The organism is Mucilaginibacter sp. cycad4 (genome assembly GCF_034263275.1).
GTDB lineage: Bacteria > Bacteroidota > Bacteroidia > Sphingobacteriales > Sphingobacteriaceae > Mucilaginibacter.
This window is the reverse complement of record NZ_CP139559.1, coordinates 6,173,755-6,192,142: the sequence shown is the minus strand read 5'-3', so window position 1 is coordinate 6,192,142 and position 18,388 is coordinate 6,173,755. Positions and strand designations below refer to the sequence as shown.

At 42.5% G+C, this 18,388-nt stretch carries 17 protein-coding genes and 1 tRNA gene; 11 read left to right on the top strand and 7 right to left on the bottom strand.

Features of this window, described 5'->3' with window-relative positions:
* Positions 1–48: 48 nt before the first annotated feature.
* From SNE26_RS25560 to SNE26_RS25540, 5 genes are all read right to left on the bottom strand, one after another.
* The gene (locus SNE26_RS25560) at positions 49–582 is read right to left on the bottom strand and encodes a hypothetical protein (protein WP_321556681.1); all 534 of its coding nucleotides are present in this window, start codon (positions 580–582) and stop codon (positions 49–51) included.
* Between the two features lie 366 nt (positions 583–948).
* Positions 949–1,824: a flagellar motor protein MotB gene (locus SNE26_RS25555; protein ID WP_321556680.1), complete on the bottom strand. Its 876-nt coding sequence runs from the start codon at positions 1,822–1,824 to the stop codon at positions 949–951.
* 251 nt (positions 1,825–2,075) lie between these two features.
* Positions 2,076–2,582 carry a hypothetical protein gene (locus SNE26_RS25550; protein WP_321556679.1) on the bottom strand — a complete coding sequence of 169 codons (507 nt, stop codon included), beginning with the start codon at positions 2,580–2,582 and terminating at the stop codon, positions 2,076–2,078.
* Positions 2,583–2,710: 128 nt separating this feature from the next.
* A complete protein-coding gene (locus SNE26_RS25545; RefSeq protein WP_321556678.1) occupies positions 2,711–4,462 on the bottom strand; it encodes a S41 family peptidase in 1,752 nt (583 codons plus the stop codon).
* 63 nt (positions 4,463–4,525) lie between these two features.
* Positions 4,526–4,741 carry a hypothetical protein gene (locus SNE26_RS25540; RefSeq protein WP_090532134.1) on the bottom strand — a complete coding sequence of 72 codons (216 nt, stop codon included), beginning with the start codon at positions 4,739–4,741 and terminating at the stop codon, positions 4,526–4,528.
* A 194-nt stretch (positions 4,742–4,935) separates the two neighbouring features.
* Between SNE26_RS25540 and SNE26_RS25535 the strand changes: the two genes are divergently transcribed.
* The gene (locus tag SNE26_RS25535; RefSeq protein WP_321556677.1) at positions 4,936–5,508 is read left to right on the top strand and encodes a porin family protein; all 573 of its coding nucleotides are present in this window, start codon (positions 4,936–4,938) and stop codon (positions 5,506–5,508) included.
* A gap of 210 nt (positions 5,509–5,718) precedes the next feature.
* Here SNE26_RS25535 and SNE26_RS25530 read toward each other — a convergent pair whose 3' ends face one another.
* Together SNE26_RS25530 and SNE26_RS25525 are read right to left on the bottom strand one after the other, a co-directional pair.
* Positions 5,719–9,141, bottom strand: a complete 3,423-nt coding sequence (locus SNE26_RS25530; RefSeq protein WP_321556676.1) for a ThuA domain-containing protein — start codon at positions 9,139–9,141, stop codon at positions 5,719–5,721.
* A gap of 597 nt (positions 9,142–9,738) precedes the next feature.
* Positions 9,739–9,850, bottom strand: a tRNA-Asp gene (locus SNE26_RS25525).
* Between the two features lie 152 nt (positions 9,851–10,002).
* On the opposite strand from SNE26_RS25525, the gene SNE26_RS25520 reads away from it, so the two are divergent.
* From SNE26_RS25520 to SNE26_RS25475, 10 genes are all read left to right on the top strand, one after another.
* Positions 10,003–10,479 (top strand): Lrp/AsnC ligand binding domain-containing protein, encoded by a 477-nt coding sequence (locus SNE26_RS25520; protein WP_090532141.1) that lies wholly within the window; start codon positions 10,003–10,005, stop codon positions 10,477–10,479.
* 615 nt (positions 10,480–11,094) lie between these two features.
* Entirely contained in the window at positions 11,095–12,033 is a 939-nt protein-coding gene (locus SNE26_RS25515) for an FAD:protein FMN transferase (RefSeq protein WP_321556675.1), read from the top strand.
* A gap of 186 nt (positions 12,034–12,219) precedes the next feature.
* Complete coding sequence (locus SNE26_RS25510) at positions 12,220–12,561, top strand: hypothetical protein (RefSeq protein ID WP_321556674.1); 342 nt, start codon at positions 12,220–12,222, stop codon at positions 12,559–12,561.
* A complete protein-coding gene (locus tag SNE26_RS25505) occupies positions 12,551–13,459 on the top strand; it encodes a hypothetical protein (protein WP_321556673.1) in 909 nt (302 codons plus the stop codon). Before SNE26_RS25510 ends, SNE26_RS25505 begins: the two co-directional genes overlap by 11 nt.
* Positions 13,460–13,468: 9 nt before the next feature.
* Positions 13,469–14,152 (top strand): response regulator transcription factor, encoded by a 684-nt coding sequence (locus SNE26_RS25500; protein WP_321556672.1) that lies wholly within the window; start codon positions 13,469–13,471, stop codon positions 14,150–14,152.
* Positions 14,153–14,156: 4 nt separating this feature from the next.
* Positions 14,157–15,491 carry a HAMP domain-containing sensor histidine kinase gene (locus SNE26_RS25495; RefSeq protein ID WP_321556671.1) on the top strand — a complete coding sequence of 445 codons (1,335 nt, stop codon included), beginning with the start codon at positions 14,157–14,159 and terminating at the stop codon, positions 15,489–15,491.
* 256 nt (positions 15,492–15,747) lie between these two features.
* Positions 15,748–16,428 carry an OmpA family protein gene (locus tag SNE26_RS25490; RefSeq protein ID WP_321556670.1) on the top strand — a complete coding sequence of 227 codons (681 nt, stop codon included), beginning with the start codon at positions 15,748–15,750 and terminating at the stop codon, positions 16,426–16,428.
* 175 nt (positions 16,429–16,603) lie between these two features.
* Positions 16,604–16,993: a hypothetical protein gene (locus SNE26_RS25485; protein WP_321556669.1), complete on the top strand. Its 390-nt coding sequence runs from the start codon at positions 16,604–16,606 to the stop codon at positions 16,991–16,993.
* A gap of 69 nt (positions 16,994–17,062) precedes the next feature.
* Positions 17,063–17,563, top strand: a complete 501-nt coding sequence (locus SNE26_RS25480; RefSeq protein WP_321556668.1) for a heavy metal-associated domain-containing protein — start codon at positions 17,063–17,065, stop codon at positions 17,561–17,563.
* 24 nt (positions 17,564–17,587) lie between these two features.
* Positions 17,588–18,388 (top strand): hypothetical protein, encoded by an 801-nt coding sequence (locus SNE26_RS25475; protein ID WP_321556667.1) that lies wholly within the window; start codon positions 17,588–17,590, stop codon positions 18,386–18,388.

Sequence of the window (18,388 nt, the reverse complement as noted above, 5' to 3'; positions counted from 1 at the left end):
CAGGCCTCCTTTTTTCAGGAAGCCTGTTTTGTTATATGATGTTGTTTATTAATGGTGCCCGTGACCACCGCCGTGGCCATGTCCGTGTCCGCCACCACCGTGACCATGATCACCGCCGCCATGCCATCCGCCTCTGTTTGGGTTACCGCCGTGCCACCCGCGGTTGCCGCCGCGCCAGTGATTGGCATACCTTACATCACGGCTATTACGGATAATCACCTGGTCATGACGACCGCGATAGCCGGAATAATGACCCCTGTAGTATGCATTGCGCATCCATGGGTTACGATCATTTATTACAACCTTGTAACCATTGTAAACATTGTAGTTACGATACCTTACAGGTAAATACCTGCGATGAACCCATACGTTGTTTTCATAGTAAACATAATTATGGGTTGGCACATCGTAGTAAGCATCAATATCAGGCATGTAATAATAGTTTACATAATCGTATCCTACAGGCCCCCAATCAGGCTGGCTGCCTATGTTAATCCCTAAACCAATACTAACCTGTGCAGAAGCTATTTTTGCAGTGAAGCAGCTTAATAATATAACTGCCGATAAAATCATCTTTTTCATAACGCGTGTAATAAGTTATATTTATATGACTATGGTTAAAGCCCATGGTTTAACCTGTCTTAATATCTGTTGCTCCATTTATTCAAAACAAATGCCATTATAATGGCAACCTTAGTGTAATGAAGTATGCACAATTAATTGTAGCACAGCAAGTGTTAGTTATTTTCCGTCTTAATTAAATGAGCAATATTTTCAATTAAAAAAACTGTATTTTGTTATCATCCGGTTAATAATTGTATGATAAATAAAAGCCTTCCGGCCCTGATTTAGCTCTTGCAATATTGTCTGCAAAAGCATACAGAAATGACCGCACACAAAAAAAGCCACCCGTTGGGGTGGCTTGAAATAATGGCAGCTAAACTAAAACTATTGTTTAGCCGGAGCAGGCTGATCGGCTGGTGCTTTTCCTATCAAGTCCATAAACTGATCCAGTTTTGGTGTTATGATAATTTGTGTACGCCTGTTTTGCGCTTTACCTGTCGGGGTTGAGTTATCTGCGATAGGGTTATACTCACCACGGCCGCCGGCGGTTAAACGTTTAGGGTCAACCTGGTAAGTGGTTTGCAGGGCCTGCACCACTGACGATGCACGTAAAGCACTTAAGTCCCAGTTGTTGCGGATATTCTTCTGTGATATAGGCACGTTATCAGTGTTACCTTCAATCAGCACATCATAATTGCTATAGTCCATAATGATCTTAGCTATCTTGCTTAAAGTAGCGCCTGCTTTATCAGATATTTCATAACTGCCCGATTTATACAGCATGTTATCAGATAATGAAATGTAAACCACTCCCTTCAACACCTTTACATCAACATCCTGGGTTTCCTGCGGAGTTAATGAGCGGGTAAGGTTGTTAGTTAATACCATATTAAGCGAGTCGCTTTTGTTTTTAGCGTTAACCAGCTGTTGTATGTAACGGTTTGAAGCATTAATTTCATCAACCAGCTTAGAGATGTTCACATTGCCCTGGCTGCTTGAATTTAAACATTTATTCAAAGCATCCTGCAAAGCGGTTACGTTTGTTTTTTGCAGCTCAATTTGCTCTTCAAGGCTTTTGTTGCGGCTACGTGCTACGGCAAGGGCCTGTTCGCTGGTTTGGTATTTAATGCTCAGGTCTTTGGTGCTGTTTTGCAATTGGGTGTAATTAGCATCCAGTTCTTTGTACTTTTTGCTGCTTACACAGCTTTGGCCTAATACTGCTGTTACAAGCAGGGCCAAAATGGATATTCGATATTTCATAGTGTAATTTGATTTAAATCGTTTAACAATAAATCGGTTAACTAAGTAACGAATATAATGTTTGTTTATAGCTCAACCTATGCTGGTAAACTATAAAGTTAACCGGAATGTGACATAAGGGGGCAACTTTTGTGCCGAAGGCCGGCTATGCCCCACCATGAAGATACAGCGGGGATTTAAAGAAAAAAGGACCGTCCTTTTTAGGGGACAGTCCTTCATAAAAACAATCAAAAATATAACTATGCAAAAACTTAATCGCGGTGGCCATTGCCATGTTTGCCATGATCATCGTGACCGCGTTTATTCCCGTTTGATTTGTGTTTTACGTCAACCCTGCGTACGGTTTTGCGTTCAACATAATGGTTACGGTATTTTTCATCATGACTATCGCGAATTACAACCTGGTCATGACGGCCGCGATATGAAGCGTATTTGCGTTTGTAAACATCGTTACGAACCCATGGGGTACGCTCATTAACAACAACCTTATAGCTGCGGTAAACATCAAAACTGCCAAAACGCGGCGGCAAAACAGCGCCATGAACCCAAACATTGTTATCATAATAAACATACTGATGGGAATTGATATCGTAATAGGCATCAATATCGGGCAGGTAATAATAATCTACATGGTCATAACCTACAGGCCCCCACTCGGGCTGACTGCCAATGTTAATATTTAAGCTTATTTGAGCACTGGCTATTTTTACAGTTAAGCTGCTTACTAAAATAGCAGCTGTTAAAATTATCTTTTTCATGTGGTGTTATTGTTTTGTTTGTAGGTATGACAATAACCGTGCATAAAAGTTTAACCCCCTTACATGTTGCAACGGGTAACTAATTGGTTACAATGTGTGTTTGAAATTAAAACCGACTGGTATTCAGCCTATTCATCGTCGCTATCTTTATCGGCTGCTTTTTTAGCCGCCATGGCCAGTACAGGTTTTCCGATAACTTTATAGCTGCCTTCGCCTTTGAGTATTGACGCCAGCTGGGCTTTATCCTGCATGGTTTTTACGCCCTGTGCAAGTTCCTTGTCGTATTTAAAATTGGTTTCGTAACGGCCTTTTTCGTAGTAATAGCGTGACGCTATTTCGTTTTCAAGTACTTGCTTTATTTCGTCTTTGTGTTGAATAAGGTCGTTCTTTTTGCTGGCGATCAGTTTGGTTTTCAAACCCTCATACTCGGCCTGGATATCGTTGAACTGTTTATCCTTAGTGGCTTCAACTTTTAACGTGGTTAATAATTTTTCGGATGTGGTGGTATAGCTATAGTTTTTATCGGCCAGATATTTTATAAAATCATTGTATTCGCCATCAGATAGTGTAAACGAACGGGCATCGGCAATTTTAGCGTGCTTATCGCGGTAAACGGTTGCATAATCAAATATCAGCAGCTTACCTACCAATGCCTGGGTAACGTTGGCAAATTTTTCCTGTTTGATAAACAGGTCCGGGTAAATCCCGCTGCCATCATAAACAGAACGGCCGTTTTTTGTTTTAAACTCATGGATCAGCGAATCAGCTACTTTTACCACGCTGCCATCGTCTTTACGGTGGCTATAATCCAGCTCCTGGATACAACGGCCCGAAGGCACATAGTATTTGGCAATGGTAATTTTTACCAGGCTGTTATAGGGTAAATTGAAAGTTTGCTGTACCAGCCCCTTACCATAACTGCGCTGCCCGATGATCACTGCGCGATCAAGGTCCTGCAGCGAGCCTGCAACAATTTCACTTGCCGATGCCGAATGGCTGTTAACCAATACCACCAAAGGCAAATCGGGTTCGAGCGGCGCGCTGATGGTACTGTAAGTAAAATTCTTTTCCTTTATTTTCCCCTTTTGCGATACGATCTCTACATCTTTCTGCACAAAAAGGTTTACTATTTTTACGGCTTCCTGTAATATGCCGCCGCCATTTGAGCGAAGATCAAGGATGATACCGTTGGGGGTTTTCTTTTTTAGTTCGATGAGCGCATTGGTAACTTCGGCGGCCGAATTTTCAAGGAATTTATCCAGCTTAATGTAACCCATGTTGCCATCAACCATGCCAAAGTACGATACGTTGGGCTGTTTGATCTCATCACGAACCAGGTTTTTTTCAAAGGGCTGAGGTGTGTTATCCCGTTTGATGAACAGTTTTATGGCTGCGCCCTTTGAGCCTTTAAGCAGCTGGCTCACCTGGTCATTATTTTTGCCGTTAAGGTCAACATCGTTTATCTTCAGAAGCTGATCGCCGGGGTGTACATCTCCTTTTTGGGCCGGGAAGCCTGCAAACACTTCCGATACAAATACTTTACCGTTGCGCAAAAAAATACTGGCACCAATGCCGCCATATTGGGTACTTACGTAATGCAGCTTATAGTCTTCAATTTCCGATTCGGGCACAAACTCGGTATAAGGATCAAGGCCATCGAGCATGGCGTCAACGCCGGTTTTTACCAGTTTGGCCGAATTGATATCATCAACATAATTGATATTAACCTCTTTATAAACCGAGGCGAAAACATCAAGGTTCTTCGAAATCTGGAACAGGTCGTCATTAAAACCCACTATGCCCGCGGCCAGCAATGCAATACCTGCAAACAAGCCTGCCCTTTTGTATCCTTTTTTGAACACTAAACCCTGTTTCATCATTTATCCTCGAAAAAAATAAAAATACAAAAAAGCTATCCAGTTTGTATAACCGCAGTGTCTATTTTACAGTCGGTTGGTATCAATATTAACCAGGGCCTTTTTTAGGGTGAAAACCACATATTTACGGTCGCGATTTACCAGGTCCATCAATTTGGTAATCAAGCTTTCCTCCTGCCCTTCGCTGTATTTCAACTGCTCGTCTGTAAGGTGGTTATATTTACGTTGAATCTTAATTTTTACGCGTTCCCAATCCTTGTTTGTAATACTGATTTCAGCCATGTTCAATTTATTTTCAGCAAAAATATAAAAAATACCAAGTTGCTACTGTTTAATTGTTTGGCTCGTGTATTGATAATATCTAATACGGCTCAAATATGGGCCTGGTTTATATCAAAGTAAATTAATAGCGTAAGGCTGTATACAATTTTAAAGGATGATGTGCGTTTACGGCTTTACATTTAACATCGAAAAGTATGAAAAAGTATCTATTAAGTGCAGTATTACTGATAGCTGTAAGCATCAGTGCAAAAGCACAATTTTCATTAGGCGTAAAGGGAGGTGTCAATTTTTCAAAAATCGGCTCCGATAACTTTAACGACAAAAACCTGACCGGTTACCAGGCGGGTTTATTTGCCCGCTTGGGCAACAGCGTTTATTTACAACCGGAGCTTTACCTGAGTGGCACCGGCGGTAAGTTTGAATCAAATGATAATAACACCGCTTTTAGTGGTAAAGTAAGGTTCACTAACCTGAATGTGCCTTTATTGGTTGGTAAGTCATTTGGCGAAAAAGATCTGAACTTCCGCATTATGGCAGGGCCTATCTATACTTACACGCTTGATCAAAGTACCAGTCTTGGCAGCAATATCAGTAATGCAGCAAATGACTTTAAAAAGAGTAACCTTGGATTTCAGGCAGGTGCCGGTGTTGATATCGGCTCAATCACTGCCGATTTGCGCTACGAAGGCGGTTTAACCAAAGTTAGCGATAGCTTTGCCAAACGCCAGAATCTTTGGGCATTGAGTGTGGGCTTTAAGATTTTTTAAGCTTGAATAAAGTTCGTGAGAGTATGAACTTTGGGAATGTAAAATGGCCCGGCAGGTTACCTGCCGGGCCATTTTATAAAATCTATATCTATCCGTCATTGCGAGGAACGAAGCAATCCCCAATTGGCAGAGTCGCTCTGTATAGTTCGCGATTGCTTCGTTCCTCGCAATGACGGTGGCATAAAAGTAAAGGCTGTTAATTACTATTCCCTACTTCGCGCTAAACACTACCGATGTTACACCGGCTGTCATAGCGGCTTTACTTGCCGGTTTATAAATAAAGAATAGTTTGTGCATTTTGCCATCCGTTACCGGTGTAAGCGTTACGTGCACAGCGCCACCCTTTGCATCTTTGCCCGGCACCGGCATACTGCCTTTACCTGCAAGTGTTCCTGTTTCCGAATCAAGTCTTACTTCAAAATTAAGCGGTGCGCTTGGCGGTGCCTGCCAGAAATTGGTAAGGTTAATGGAACGTACACCGGTAAGATCGATGTTGTCCAGCTCAAACCAGCCTTCGGTTGGCGGATAGATCATCAGGTTAATGCCGTTATATTTAAAGGCGGTAAACCCGTTGAACTTTTCGGTGCCTTTAAACAGGTAAGTACTGCTGTTTAATGATACTATGCTGCTTCCGGTTAATTTTTTAATGTCATTGCCGCCATCATCAGTGTATTTGGCCGATAAAACCAGCGCTGCCGATTGTTGTTTTTCGGGCGGAGCTGGTAAAATAGTGCCAGATGCAGCTAACGACGGTTTTTGATTACTGTTATCAAGCGAAAGCACCCAGTTAATGATCTGGTCAACGTCGCCCTGTTTAATGTTTGGATGGGCAGACATAGCTGTTTCGCCCCAAACACCTGCGCCACCTTTAATTACCTTTTGGGTAAGCTTAGCCATTGCATTAGGGTCTTTTTTGTATTTGGCTGCAACCTGCACAAATGACGGGCCTATTGATTTGCCATCTTCTTTGTGGCAGCTTTTGCAATCCATAGTCAGCATGAGGGTTTTGCCGCGGTTTTCGGGCTCGCCCTGCTCGTGCTGTGTAGCCGATTGTGCTTTATCGAAGCCTTCGATATAATCAAGCCCAACATAAATGCGTTTTGGATCTACCGCTTTGGTGTCAGGTCCATCGGTTACGTTAACCACATATTTGAACGGCACGCCCGGCAGGTAAAATGACTTGTTGCCGCCTGTAATGGTGATAGTAACCGTTGGCTGCTCATTGCCGGCATATACACTAACAGGTGCACTTTTGCTCGATGTGCCTTTATCATCTTTTGCTTCAACGGTAATTTTATAATCGCCGGCGGTGGTGTAAGTGTAGCTTAATGTTGGCGTTGTAGTTTCTTTGGTTACGCCATTGCCCAGGTTCCAGGTATATGAAACATTGTCCTTTTCAGGATCCTGAGCTTTAACTGCAAGCTTAACTGTAAATGGCAGTACGCCTGAAGTTTTATCAGCCTTGAACGATGAAATTTCCGGCGGGCGGTTTCCGGAGATATAGTCAATGCGGAACAGGCCGGCATCGGGGTTATGCGAAAACCAGCCGCTGCCATATTCCAGGCCGTAAAGCCTGCCATCGGGACCAACCTCCATATCAATCATGGAGTTTACTTTCAGTTTGGGGAAGAAAGGCTCCATCTTATCAAAATCACCTTCAGGAGTTAGCGTGATAGCCTTTATCCAGCCGCGCATCCAGTCGTACGCCAAAAACCTGCCGTTATAATAATCGGGCAGGCGGGTATCTTCCGGGAACATATCAGTATAATAAACCGGGCCGGCCATAGCGTTCCTGCCGCCTGCGCCAACCTGCGGAAAATCAGCTGATGGGCCGTAAGGATACCAGATAAACGCTGACTGTGCCGGCGGCAGATCGGTTAAGCCTGTGTTATTACGCGAATTATTAACCGGGTGCTTAGGATCAAACGCCGGGCCCGATTTGCCGGTAGCGTAGTCATAAATATGGTATGGTTTGTTATCGCCCACAAAATATGGCCAGCCAAAGTTGCCCGCTTTTTTTGCCTGGTTAACTTCGTCATAGCCCATCGGGCCACGGTTGTCAAGGCTGTCATTGTGAGCATCAGGGCCAACTTCGCCCCAGTACAGGTAGCCATTCTTCTGATCTACCGAGATACGGTATGGGTTCCTGTCGCCCATTACATAAATTTCGGGGCGGGTTTTTGGCGTCCCTTTCGGGAACAGGTTACCTTCGGGGATATCATAAGTGCCATCGTCATTAACTTTAATACGCATGATCTTACCCCGCAGATCGTTGGTATTACCTGCCGAACGGCGCGCATCAAATTGTAAGTGGCCGGGCCTGTCATCCAAAGGAGCATAACCGCTGGTTACATATTTCTGCCCTTTTTCGTCAAACGGGGTTGAGTTGTCGCCAGCCGATAAAAACAGCATTCTATCAGGACCGGGGCCGAAGGCTATTGAACCGCCTGTATGGCAGCAGATATCGCGCTGGGCTTTTACCTCCAAAATAACTTTCTCGGTCTTTTTATCCAGCGTATCATTTTTAAACGTAAACCTCGAAAGGCGGTTTACCGAGCTATCGGCCGGGCTGTAATAAATGTAGATCCAGTTGTTTTTTTCAAAGTTAGGGTCTTTAGCCAGGCCAAGCATGCCTTCTTCGGCGTTTACATTGGGCACGTGAGCTTTCCAGTACACATCAAAAAAACCAACCTGTTTTACCTTTTGGGTATCATGCTTGTACAGCATGATCTCGCCGCGGCGCTGGATCACCATAATATCCAGGTTCGGCAATACGGTCATCTCGGTAGGCTCAAAAAACTCGCCGGTTGATAGTTGTGTTTTTTTAAAGCGATCTTCATCGGGCGGCAGCTGGGTTTTAGCCTTGCTGTAATCCAATTCTTTATTTTCGCCTATGGCGTATTTGATACCGGCAAGCAGCATTTTCAGGTAGCCTGTTTCTTTATAAGTTTCGTCGGTATGTCCCATGGCCGTATAAAATGCGCGGCCACCATCAAAATCATGAAACCAGGTGGCGGGATGCAGCCCCATGCGCTTGCCTCCTTTATAGGTGCTTTCATCAAGGGTGATGAGCACATGAACATCACTGGCCAATGGTTTGCGGAAACTGTAAAACTCATCAGTACGTTTCCATACTTTAGGCAGGTCTTTAGTTGCATCATTATTGGCATCAACTATATTATAGGTACCGGGCTGTACATTCGGGTTTTTATCATGGATACCCGGGTGGTCATAAAACCAGGCGCCAACCAAACGGCCATACCATCCCCAGTCATATTCGGTATCAGCGGCAGCGTGGATGCCCGCATAACCGCCTCCGGCCTGGATGTAACGTTCAAAAGCAGCTTCCTGCCTGTAATCAAGTACATCGGCAGTGGTACTTAAAAAAATAACGGTTGAATACTTTTTGAGGGTGTCCTCATTAAACATGGCCGAGTTTTTTGTAGTATCTACATCAAAGCCATTTTCGGCGCCAAGCTTTTTGATAGCTACTATACCGGCATCGATAGATGCATGGTGGAAGCCCATGGTTTTTGAAAATATAAGCACCCGCGGCTTGTTAGGGCGTGTTTTGTTACAGGATAAGTAAATGCAGCTAAATGCCACAAGAACCATCAGGACGATTTTTTTCATATCGGCTTATTGTAGGTTTTGGATTAATTGGTTTTGAATGCTGGTGAATTTAGAGTTTTGGCAGCAAATTACTCAATCGATTGCAATAAATTGTTGCCTACCAAATTTATAACTAAATCTTTACGAAACAATATCCAATGTGTAAAAATGACACACTATTTTTTAATGTAATTTTGACGGTTTTTACCGCACCCGGCCATATACAGAAAAGTTTATTTCTTTTTAGGCTTTCTTTGGCAAATTAACCGTAAAGAAATCTGGATGATGTTAGGAGGATTTTCCTGGCATGCTGGTTACAATACTTTTTGCAGAAATGCAGTGTAAAAAACCTATAAAAACAGCAAAGCCCCTGATGGGCAGGGGCCTTTACTAACCAATTATAAACCTAAATTATGAGAAGAGCTGTAGGAGAAGGAGTCGAACCTTCACGGAGTGGTTATTTTTATTGCTAAAAGTTTCCCAATTTCTCCGCCACCGCGACAAGGAGGTGTGTCTGCCAAAAATTTCACCATCCTACAGTGTTGTAAGTTTCAAGCCCGAAGTCTTCAGTTCTAAGTTTTTTTTACCTATTACTTTAAGCTTCGTATCTTAAACTTGCTGTTGGGGAAGGATTCGAACCTTCACAGAGTGGTTAGCCCGCTTCGGGTTTTCCATGATCTCCGCCACCGGGACAAGGAGGTGTGTCTGCCAAAAATTTCACCACCCAACATTGTTTTTCTTTTAAAGAACAGCTAAGCATTTCCCTTTTGCTTGTTACAAATTTAATAGGACTATCTATTTCTTGCAAATATTTCAACAAAAATATTTTATTTTTAATCAAATTTTAATTAAACTTGTATTTCAATATAGATATTCAAATTTATGTCCCACAGAAAAGCTCAAAATTTAGAAATTGATAATCTTGACATCCAGATTTTATCAATATTAATGAAAAATGCTACCACTCCATACACCGAGATAGCTAAAGAGTTGATTGTTTCTGGCGGAACCATACACGTGCGGATGAAAAAGTTAGAGGAGATGGGTGTAATAAAAGGGGCCAGCCTTGAGGTAGATCCGCAAAAGTTAGGATATGACATCACTGCATTCCTGGGTATTTACCTCGAAAAAGGATCACAGTATAACGAAGCTGTAAAGCAGTTAAAAACAATTAAAGAAATTGTTGAGCTGCATTACACTACCGGCGAATGGAGCATTTTTGCCAAAATTGTATGTCATGATACCACACACCTGCGCGAAGTTTTGAACGAGCAGATCCAGGGCGTAAGGGGTATTCAACGCACCGAGACCTTCATTTCACTTGAAGAAAGTATCAGGAGGCAAATAACGCTGGAATAAATTTTTACTCAAATTATTGAAACGCCTATAGCCTGGTTTTACCGGGCTATGGGCGTTTGTTTTTAATAGATAACATATTAATTGCGAGTGAGCACCGGGAACCCCGGAAAATTCGTAATGACATTCAAATATATTTTAGCTATGGCAGCACGGGGCTGCGCCATAGCCGTTAACATAAGGAAGAAAAAGCGCGGGATTGTGCGATTCCTCTCTCGAGAGGGGATTTTTAAACCCCTATGTTCAATTAATGCTTAGGTTAAACTCCTTATAATGATGTCTCGTAGTTTAAACAATCTCCCCATCTTCTGAAGCTGCTCTTAAGTTAAGTTGCTGCAAGTCCATTTTATTTCAAAAGCACTATCCGATAGGCCCGCTGCAACTCCGTCTTCTTCAGTTCGCGTCTCTGCCCGCTTTAACTCTTTTTATCATTTAAGTGTTAAAAAATGTCAAAATCAGTTAATTATATTAATTAAAAAGCCTTTTTCATCTCAATTTCATAAAGCGCCGCTACTTTAGTTTTTGTAAAGGATTGATGTAGCGTAATTGATCAAACTTGCGTAAGGTAATTTACGGTGCATTGTGTGTTCATTTTTAGATACTTAAAAGATTATTATTATGCTGGCTATAAAAACTTTAACCGATAATTTAACAGTCTACAAACGCAACATACGTTTAATGGGCGATAAATTTGAGATTAGTGTAGTGGGCAATAACCCCCTGCTGGCCGATGAGCAAATTGACATTGCCATTGATGAAATTAACAGGGTTGAAAAACTGCTTTCGGCTTTTAGCGACGACAGCAGCATCAACCAGATCAACCGTAATGCCGGTATCGCCCCGGTAAAAGCCGATGGCGAAACCTTCAGGCTTATTGACAGGGCGCTGCAGATATCTGAACTTACCTACGGTGCATTCGATATTACCTACCTGGCCGATAACGCAGCCAGCGAAATCGCAGCCGATAATACTTCAGTAAAAACCGCTAAACGTACACTATCGCTGGCCAGCTACAAAAACATAGTACTTGATGCTGTAAAGCAAACCGTTTTTCTGAAAGAGAAAGGGATGCGTATAGGCTTTGGCGCAAACAGCAAAGGATACGCTGCCGACAGGGCTAAATACGTATTACAAATGAATGGCGTAAGCAGCGGCGTGATCAATTTTGGCGGCGACCTGCTTGCATGGGGCTTACAGCCTAACCTGCAGCCCTGGACTGTTGCCGATGCCGACTTTACTCAGCAAAACCAACCCTTTGCCGACCTGGAGATCAGTAACCTTGCTTTTGCTACTTCGGTTAATGCCGAAAAATATGCAAGCATCAGCAATAAAAAATTCACCAACGTATTTAACCCTAAAAAAGGATTCCCGGTTAGCGGCATTACAAGCGTAAGCATCCTTAGCCCTACCGCCGAATTTGCCGACGCCCTGGCCACTCCAATACTCACCATCGGTGTTAATGCCGGCTTATACATGATCAATCAGCTTAACCAGGTGGCCTGCGTTATCATTGATGATCAAAACCGGGTTTATCCGTCAAAAGACATAGCTCTCTGACTTTCAAACGTTAAAGTACACTCATAAGCCTTTCATCATAATTGTGATCTGTTATAATTCATTTGCATCGGCATTTTTACAAGTGTCTGCGCAAATGAATTGTTATTTGTTGTACCTTTCTCATTTTGGTGTAAACATTTAAATTAACCCTTATTTGAGCCTTATTTTTACCTTTTCGTCTCCTCAATGATAAAGTGGTTTGCGTATATTGTCCTGTTATTGATATTTGCAACACGTATATCATTTGCCAATGCTCTTACAAAAAACATTGATGCACCTGCTCATACCGGTAACAAAAAGCCGGGTGTGTTGTCGTATACTTCATTAGCGGCTGATACTACCACCAAGACCAAAAAGCAACTGGAGGATGAAAAGAAAAAAATTAAAGAAATAGCCAAAGCAAAGCGGCAGGCGAAGCCGGCTACTGTTGATGACGATGCTGTACCGCCTAAGCCCAAACCAAAAAGGCAGCGCCGGCCCGAAGGCATGGAGCGCCCGCCCGAAATACCGAGGAGAAATGGCAGTTAAACAGGTTAAACAATTTACCATATTGATGAAATACCTTTGCTTACTTTTTTTTATGGCTGCAAGCAGTACCGTATTTGGTGCGGATATTGATTTGCGCCTTTTTGCCGGTAAGCATCCCTTAGTAGCCGATTCTGACACCATTATTCGTAAACGGTCAATTTCGGCCGGGGTAAGTTATGGCAGCGATGTGCTGTTTTTTGGTCGTACCGGCCCTGTAAAATATCCTTTTGTTACTGCCGATCTGATCTATAATACCAAATCGGGTATTTTTCTATATGGATCGGCATTTAAGGTTTTGGGTTATGCCCCTGTTGATGAGGTTGATTTGGGCGGAGGGTATTTTTATAAATTTTCAAAAGCTTTTTCCGGTTCGGTAAGTTATACCCGGTTCATTTTTGCCAGGGATGCTGCGCAGGTTATAAAGTCGGCTTCTTCAAATGATATCAATTTTAAAAACTCGTACGATTGGCATTACCTGAAAACAAGTGCCGTGCTCGATTATCTTTTTGGCAAATCGAACGATATTTTTTTAACGGTAAGCAATTCAAAATATTGGGAAAGCAGCTGGAGCATTTTTGATGACCAGGATTTTCTTTCCTTTAATCCTTCCTTTAATTTTATCCTGGGTACGCAGAATTTTGTTCAGCGGTATTCGCTTGATCATCATTTCAGGGACGAGGCTGCCAATATCTCCATACAATATGACCCGCGTTACGCCAGCCGCAACCGCCGGTTCAATATGCTTAATTACAGTTTCAAGATCCCGGTGGCTTATAACCGGCCGCATTATACGTTTGAATTTTCGTACAAATATTCTATCCCCGTTAACGTAGAAGGAGTACTGCTCAACCGGCGCGAGTCATTTTATAATTTAACTTTTTACTACGTTTTTTATTAGTCATAATACATGAATGTTTTAATAATAGAAGACGAAACAGCACTTGCCCGCGAACTGGAGATTTTTCTTTCAAACTATAACTATATCTGCGAGGTTTGTTTTGATGGCACTTCGGCATCTGAAAAAATTGCCACAAACCTGTATGATTTTATATTGATAGACCTGGGCCTGCCCGATTATGACGGCCTTGACCTGCTCAGGGAATCAAAAAAGAATAATTCGGAAGCGGCCTGTATCATCTTAACAGCACGCGCTGAAATTAATGACCGGATCAAAGGCCTCGATCTTGGCGCCGACGATTATCTGCCTAAACCTTTTTCGTTGCTTGAGCTGCAAAGCCGCATGCAGGCCATCATCAGGCGCAAGTTTGGGGTTAAAAATAACATTGTTGAACTGGGCGGCTTCCTGATAGACCTTACCGCACGTACTATATCCTACTATAACAGCGTTGTAAATACCATTACCAAAAAAGAATTTGACCTCATAGCCTATCTGATATTACATAAAAACCGTACGCTTACCCGCATGCAGCTAAGCGAGCATATCTGGGGCAGCGTGGTGAATAATGATTACGACAGCAATTATATTGATGCGCATATTAAAAATATCCGTAAAAAATTAAATGCCTTTGCCCCGCCCGACTGGCTGGAAACGGTACGTGGTTTGGGCTATAAAATAAAGATCAACGCCTGAGTATTTGAAATTAGGAACAAAACTTACGCTTTTTAACGCCATCTCCAAGCTGGTTATCGTGATACTGTTTGTATTGCTTGTTCCTGTATTGATCAAAAATATCAGTCGTAATTATGTGGACAGCAAGCTTATCAAACAAAAAAACAAGCTGCTGCAAATTGTAAAAAGCAAAGGAATTGAAACCTACATCGAAAACGGCGAAGGCTATGGCAGCTACCTCCCGCTTAAAGAAGAATACATCAGTTTGGACGAGGTTGATCCCGATTATTTCCTGGATACTATAAAAAGAGGCAAACGCCTTTTTAGTGAGGGGGATACTTTAGAGTATCGCATATTAAGCCACACCTTTAAGGTTAAGAACAAAAACTACCTGCTGGAGATAGGCAAAAGTGTGGATACTTTGGATGAAACCAGCGTTCCCCTGCAAAATATAGCTTTCCAGGTATTGCTGGGAATGATATTGCTGACTGTGCTGGCCGACCAGGTGTATTCAACCTATGTACTTAAACCCTTACGGCTTATTATTAAAACCAAGCTTGTAGGCCAAAAGTTCCCTAATTTTCATACCTACCGGCAGGTGCGTACTACCACATCAGATTTTCAGCACCTGGATATCAGTATCCATAACATGATCGAAACTATTGCCGATAAGTTTCATAAAGAGCGGGAGTTTATCTCCAACGCATCACATGAACTAATGACGCCGATCTCTATCCTCCAATCAAAAATCGAGAATATGTTTGAGGAAGAGGATATCAACGATGAGCTTAAAGGCAGGTTATTAGAGATGCAAAAGATCCTGAACCGGTTGAAAAGCATTACTAAAACGTTGCTGCTCATTTCCCAGATAGAAAACGAACAGTTTTTAAAAGAAGACAAGGCATCGGTATCCGAATTATTGCAGGAAGTTTATGACGAGATCTCCATCCGCCTGCAGGATAAAAACATCAGCTACGGGATGTCGATGCCTGAAAACTGGCATTTTGTCAATATCAATAAATTTTTACTCTTTAACCTTTTCTTTAACCTCATTAACAATGCCATTAAATATAATCATGAGGGTGGCAGTATTAAGGTAACAGGCATTGCCGTAAATGATAAATATATGATCAGCATTGCTGATACAGGTATCGGTATTGATGAAGACGCCCTACCGCTGATCTTTAACCGCTTTAAAAAATTCAGGCAGTCGTTACAGCAGGATAGTTTTGGACTGGGCCTGCCTATTGTAAAATCAATTGCGGCCTTTCACGATATTGAAATTAATGTAATTTCTGAAAAAGATAAAGGGAGCACCTTTAAACTTATTTTCCCTGCTACATTGATAGTAATTTCCTAAAACTGCAAAAAAGTATGCCAAATTGTACTGTAGCAAAAATTTTACCGCTGCTTTGTACTAAAAATCGGGCAGTGTTGCGAAAATCGATAATCCCGCATTCTTTACTTCATTGAAATTAACTTTACTTATCATTAAAAAAATGTTGCTATGATTGATGGAGGATATTCTTTTAACAGAAGCGGTCTATAATACTGCCATCCGGTTTTTTTGGCATCTGCTTTGTAAAAGTAGGGTATAACATAATTATACAAGTACGATGAGAACGCTTAAATTAAAAGTAGCCACCCTTGGTATAGCATTAGCTACAGCAGGCATATTAGGCTCAGGATGTAATTCACTTACCAAAACACAAAAAGGTGCTGCCATTGGCGCAGGTGCAGGTGGTACAGTAGGTGCATTTATTGGTAAAGCTGCCGGTAATACTGCATTAGGTGCTATTATAGGTGGTGCTGTTGGTGGTACCGCAGGTGCTTTTATCGGCCGTAACATGGACCGGCAGGCTGCCGAAATTAAACAAACAGTGCCAGGCGCCACAGTAACACGCGAAGGTGAAGGCATTTTGGTTAAATTTGATTCAGGTATTTTATTTGATACCGATAAATCAGATTTGAAATCTGCCGCTCAAACTAACCTGCAAAACCTCGCAGCTTCGCTACAAAAAAATCCGGAAACCAATATCACCATCATTGGCCATACCGATAATACTGGGTCTGACAGTTACAATCAAACCCTTTCGGTAAAAAGGGCAGATGCCGTAAAATCATACCTGGCTGCGGGCAATGTGGCCTCATCACGTATGACAGTGACCGGCAAAGGCGAAAGCGAACCAATTGCCGATAACACCACCGCCGATGGCCGTGCACAAAACCGCAGGGTTGAGATCACCATTGTGGCCAACGAAAAAATGAAGGAGCAGGCTAAACAGGCTGCCCAGTAATTAAAGAGCATAATAAGAATTGATTAAATAGTTTTACAAAAATGTCCCCGGTCCGCAAGGCCGGGGACATTTTTGTATGTGCCAAAATCACTATTTGCACACTTGTTAAACTATGAGTTATCCCAACTGATAAAAACATTTTGTAATCAACAAGTTAATCACCTACTTTTGTAGTATGGTAAAAAGATCAGGAGCAATATTACTCACTATGCTGTACACGGTTACAGTATTGGGCTTTGCTCTTAATTTCCATATTTGCGGCGACTATGTAGCATCGGTAAAAATTGATGCCCCGGCGGTTAACTGCAAAATGGACCAAAAAGGCGGCAAAATGAAATGCTGCAAGGATAAGCAGGTTGAAGTAAAAGTGAAAGACGCTCACCAGGGCGAATCAACTTCGTTTTTAGCAAAAATGTTTGGTTTTGAGTTGCCAAGCTGGTCGTTTGATAGTCTTTTCCCGGCCTTGCCATCTTCTGCATCCGACAAATTTTATGACCGAGGCCCTCCTGATCCGCCGGTTCAGGGCATCGCCACATTTATCCGCAACTGTATCTTCCGCATTTGATCTGTTAATTGTTAAACCCGGTAAACCTTATCAGCAGTTTATTCTCTAACAATTAATTACACGATCAACATGAAAACTTTAAAAATATTCATCATCATATTTGCGCTTTCTGTAACAGCAGCTCAAGCTCAATTTACCAAAGCCGAACTCCAGGTTAGCGGCCTTACCTGCGCCCTTTGCGCCAAATCAACCGAAAAAGCATTACGTACACTGCCGTTTATTGGCGAGATCAAAACCGATCTTATCCGTAACACTTACCTCATTACCTTTAAAAATGATGTGCCGGTAAATTTCGAGCAGATCAGCAAAAAGGTTCAGGGTTCGGGATTTTCGGTTAACAGCTTAAAAGCCACTTATAATTTTGCCAATACCAAAGTTGCCGAAAATACATTTAACTACGGGGGCGATACTTACCGCCTGCTTAACGCTGCCGATAAATCATTTACCGGTGATGTGAGCTTTACCGTGGTTGATAATGGCTTTGCCCCCAAATCGGTATCAAAAAAATACCTTGGCCAGGTTACCGACACTGCCCCTGCAAGTGGCCGCGTTTATCATTTAGCTATATAGGCCCTTCATTTAACATCATTTTTTATGAAGAGGATATTATTGGCTGTTTGCCTTATGGCAATGGCTTGTCCCGTATTGGCACAGGAACTGTATGTAAATACAGAACCTGCCAGCAATATGGCAACCAGCTCATTGGGCATCCGCGTGGAAAACCAGGGATACTTTAAGCCATCGTACAAAAACCGCAGTACTATTGAGGCCATGTATGGCGTTAGCCGCCACCTGATGGTGCACGGCTCGGTTTACATGTCTGATTATTATAGTTCAACCCAGCATTTTGAAGGTGGCAGCGTATACGCCAAATACAGGTTCCTATCTGTTGATACCGTTCAGCGGCATTTCAGAGGGGCATTTTTTGCTAAACTTTCAAGCATCAACAATCCCATAGTCAACCGGGAAATCACTTTAGAAGGTGATAACAGCGGAGCACAGGGAGGTGTGGTTTTTACCCAGTTGCTGCATAAGCTGGCGCTTTCGGGTTCGGCAAGCTATTTGCGGGCTTTTGATAATCGCGGAGATTATGAAGCCCCCACAGCACAGGTACGCAATGCTGCGGCCTATACGCTATCGGGCGGGTATTTACTGCTGCCGCGCAATTATCGCGATTACAAGCAGGTAAACCTTAACCTATATGTAGAGCTGTTGGGCAAAACCAACCCAGGCCATGGTGAAAGCTATCTGGATGTTGCGCCGGCCCTGCAGCTGATCTTTAACAGTACCTGCCGGCTTGATTTCTCGTACCGTACGCCTATCTATAATGATATGCAACGGAATACTAAAAATATGTACCTCATCAGGCTGGAGTACAACTTTTTTAATCTTTAA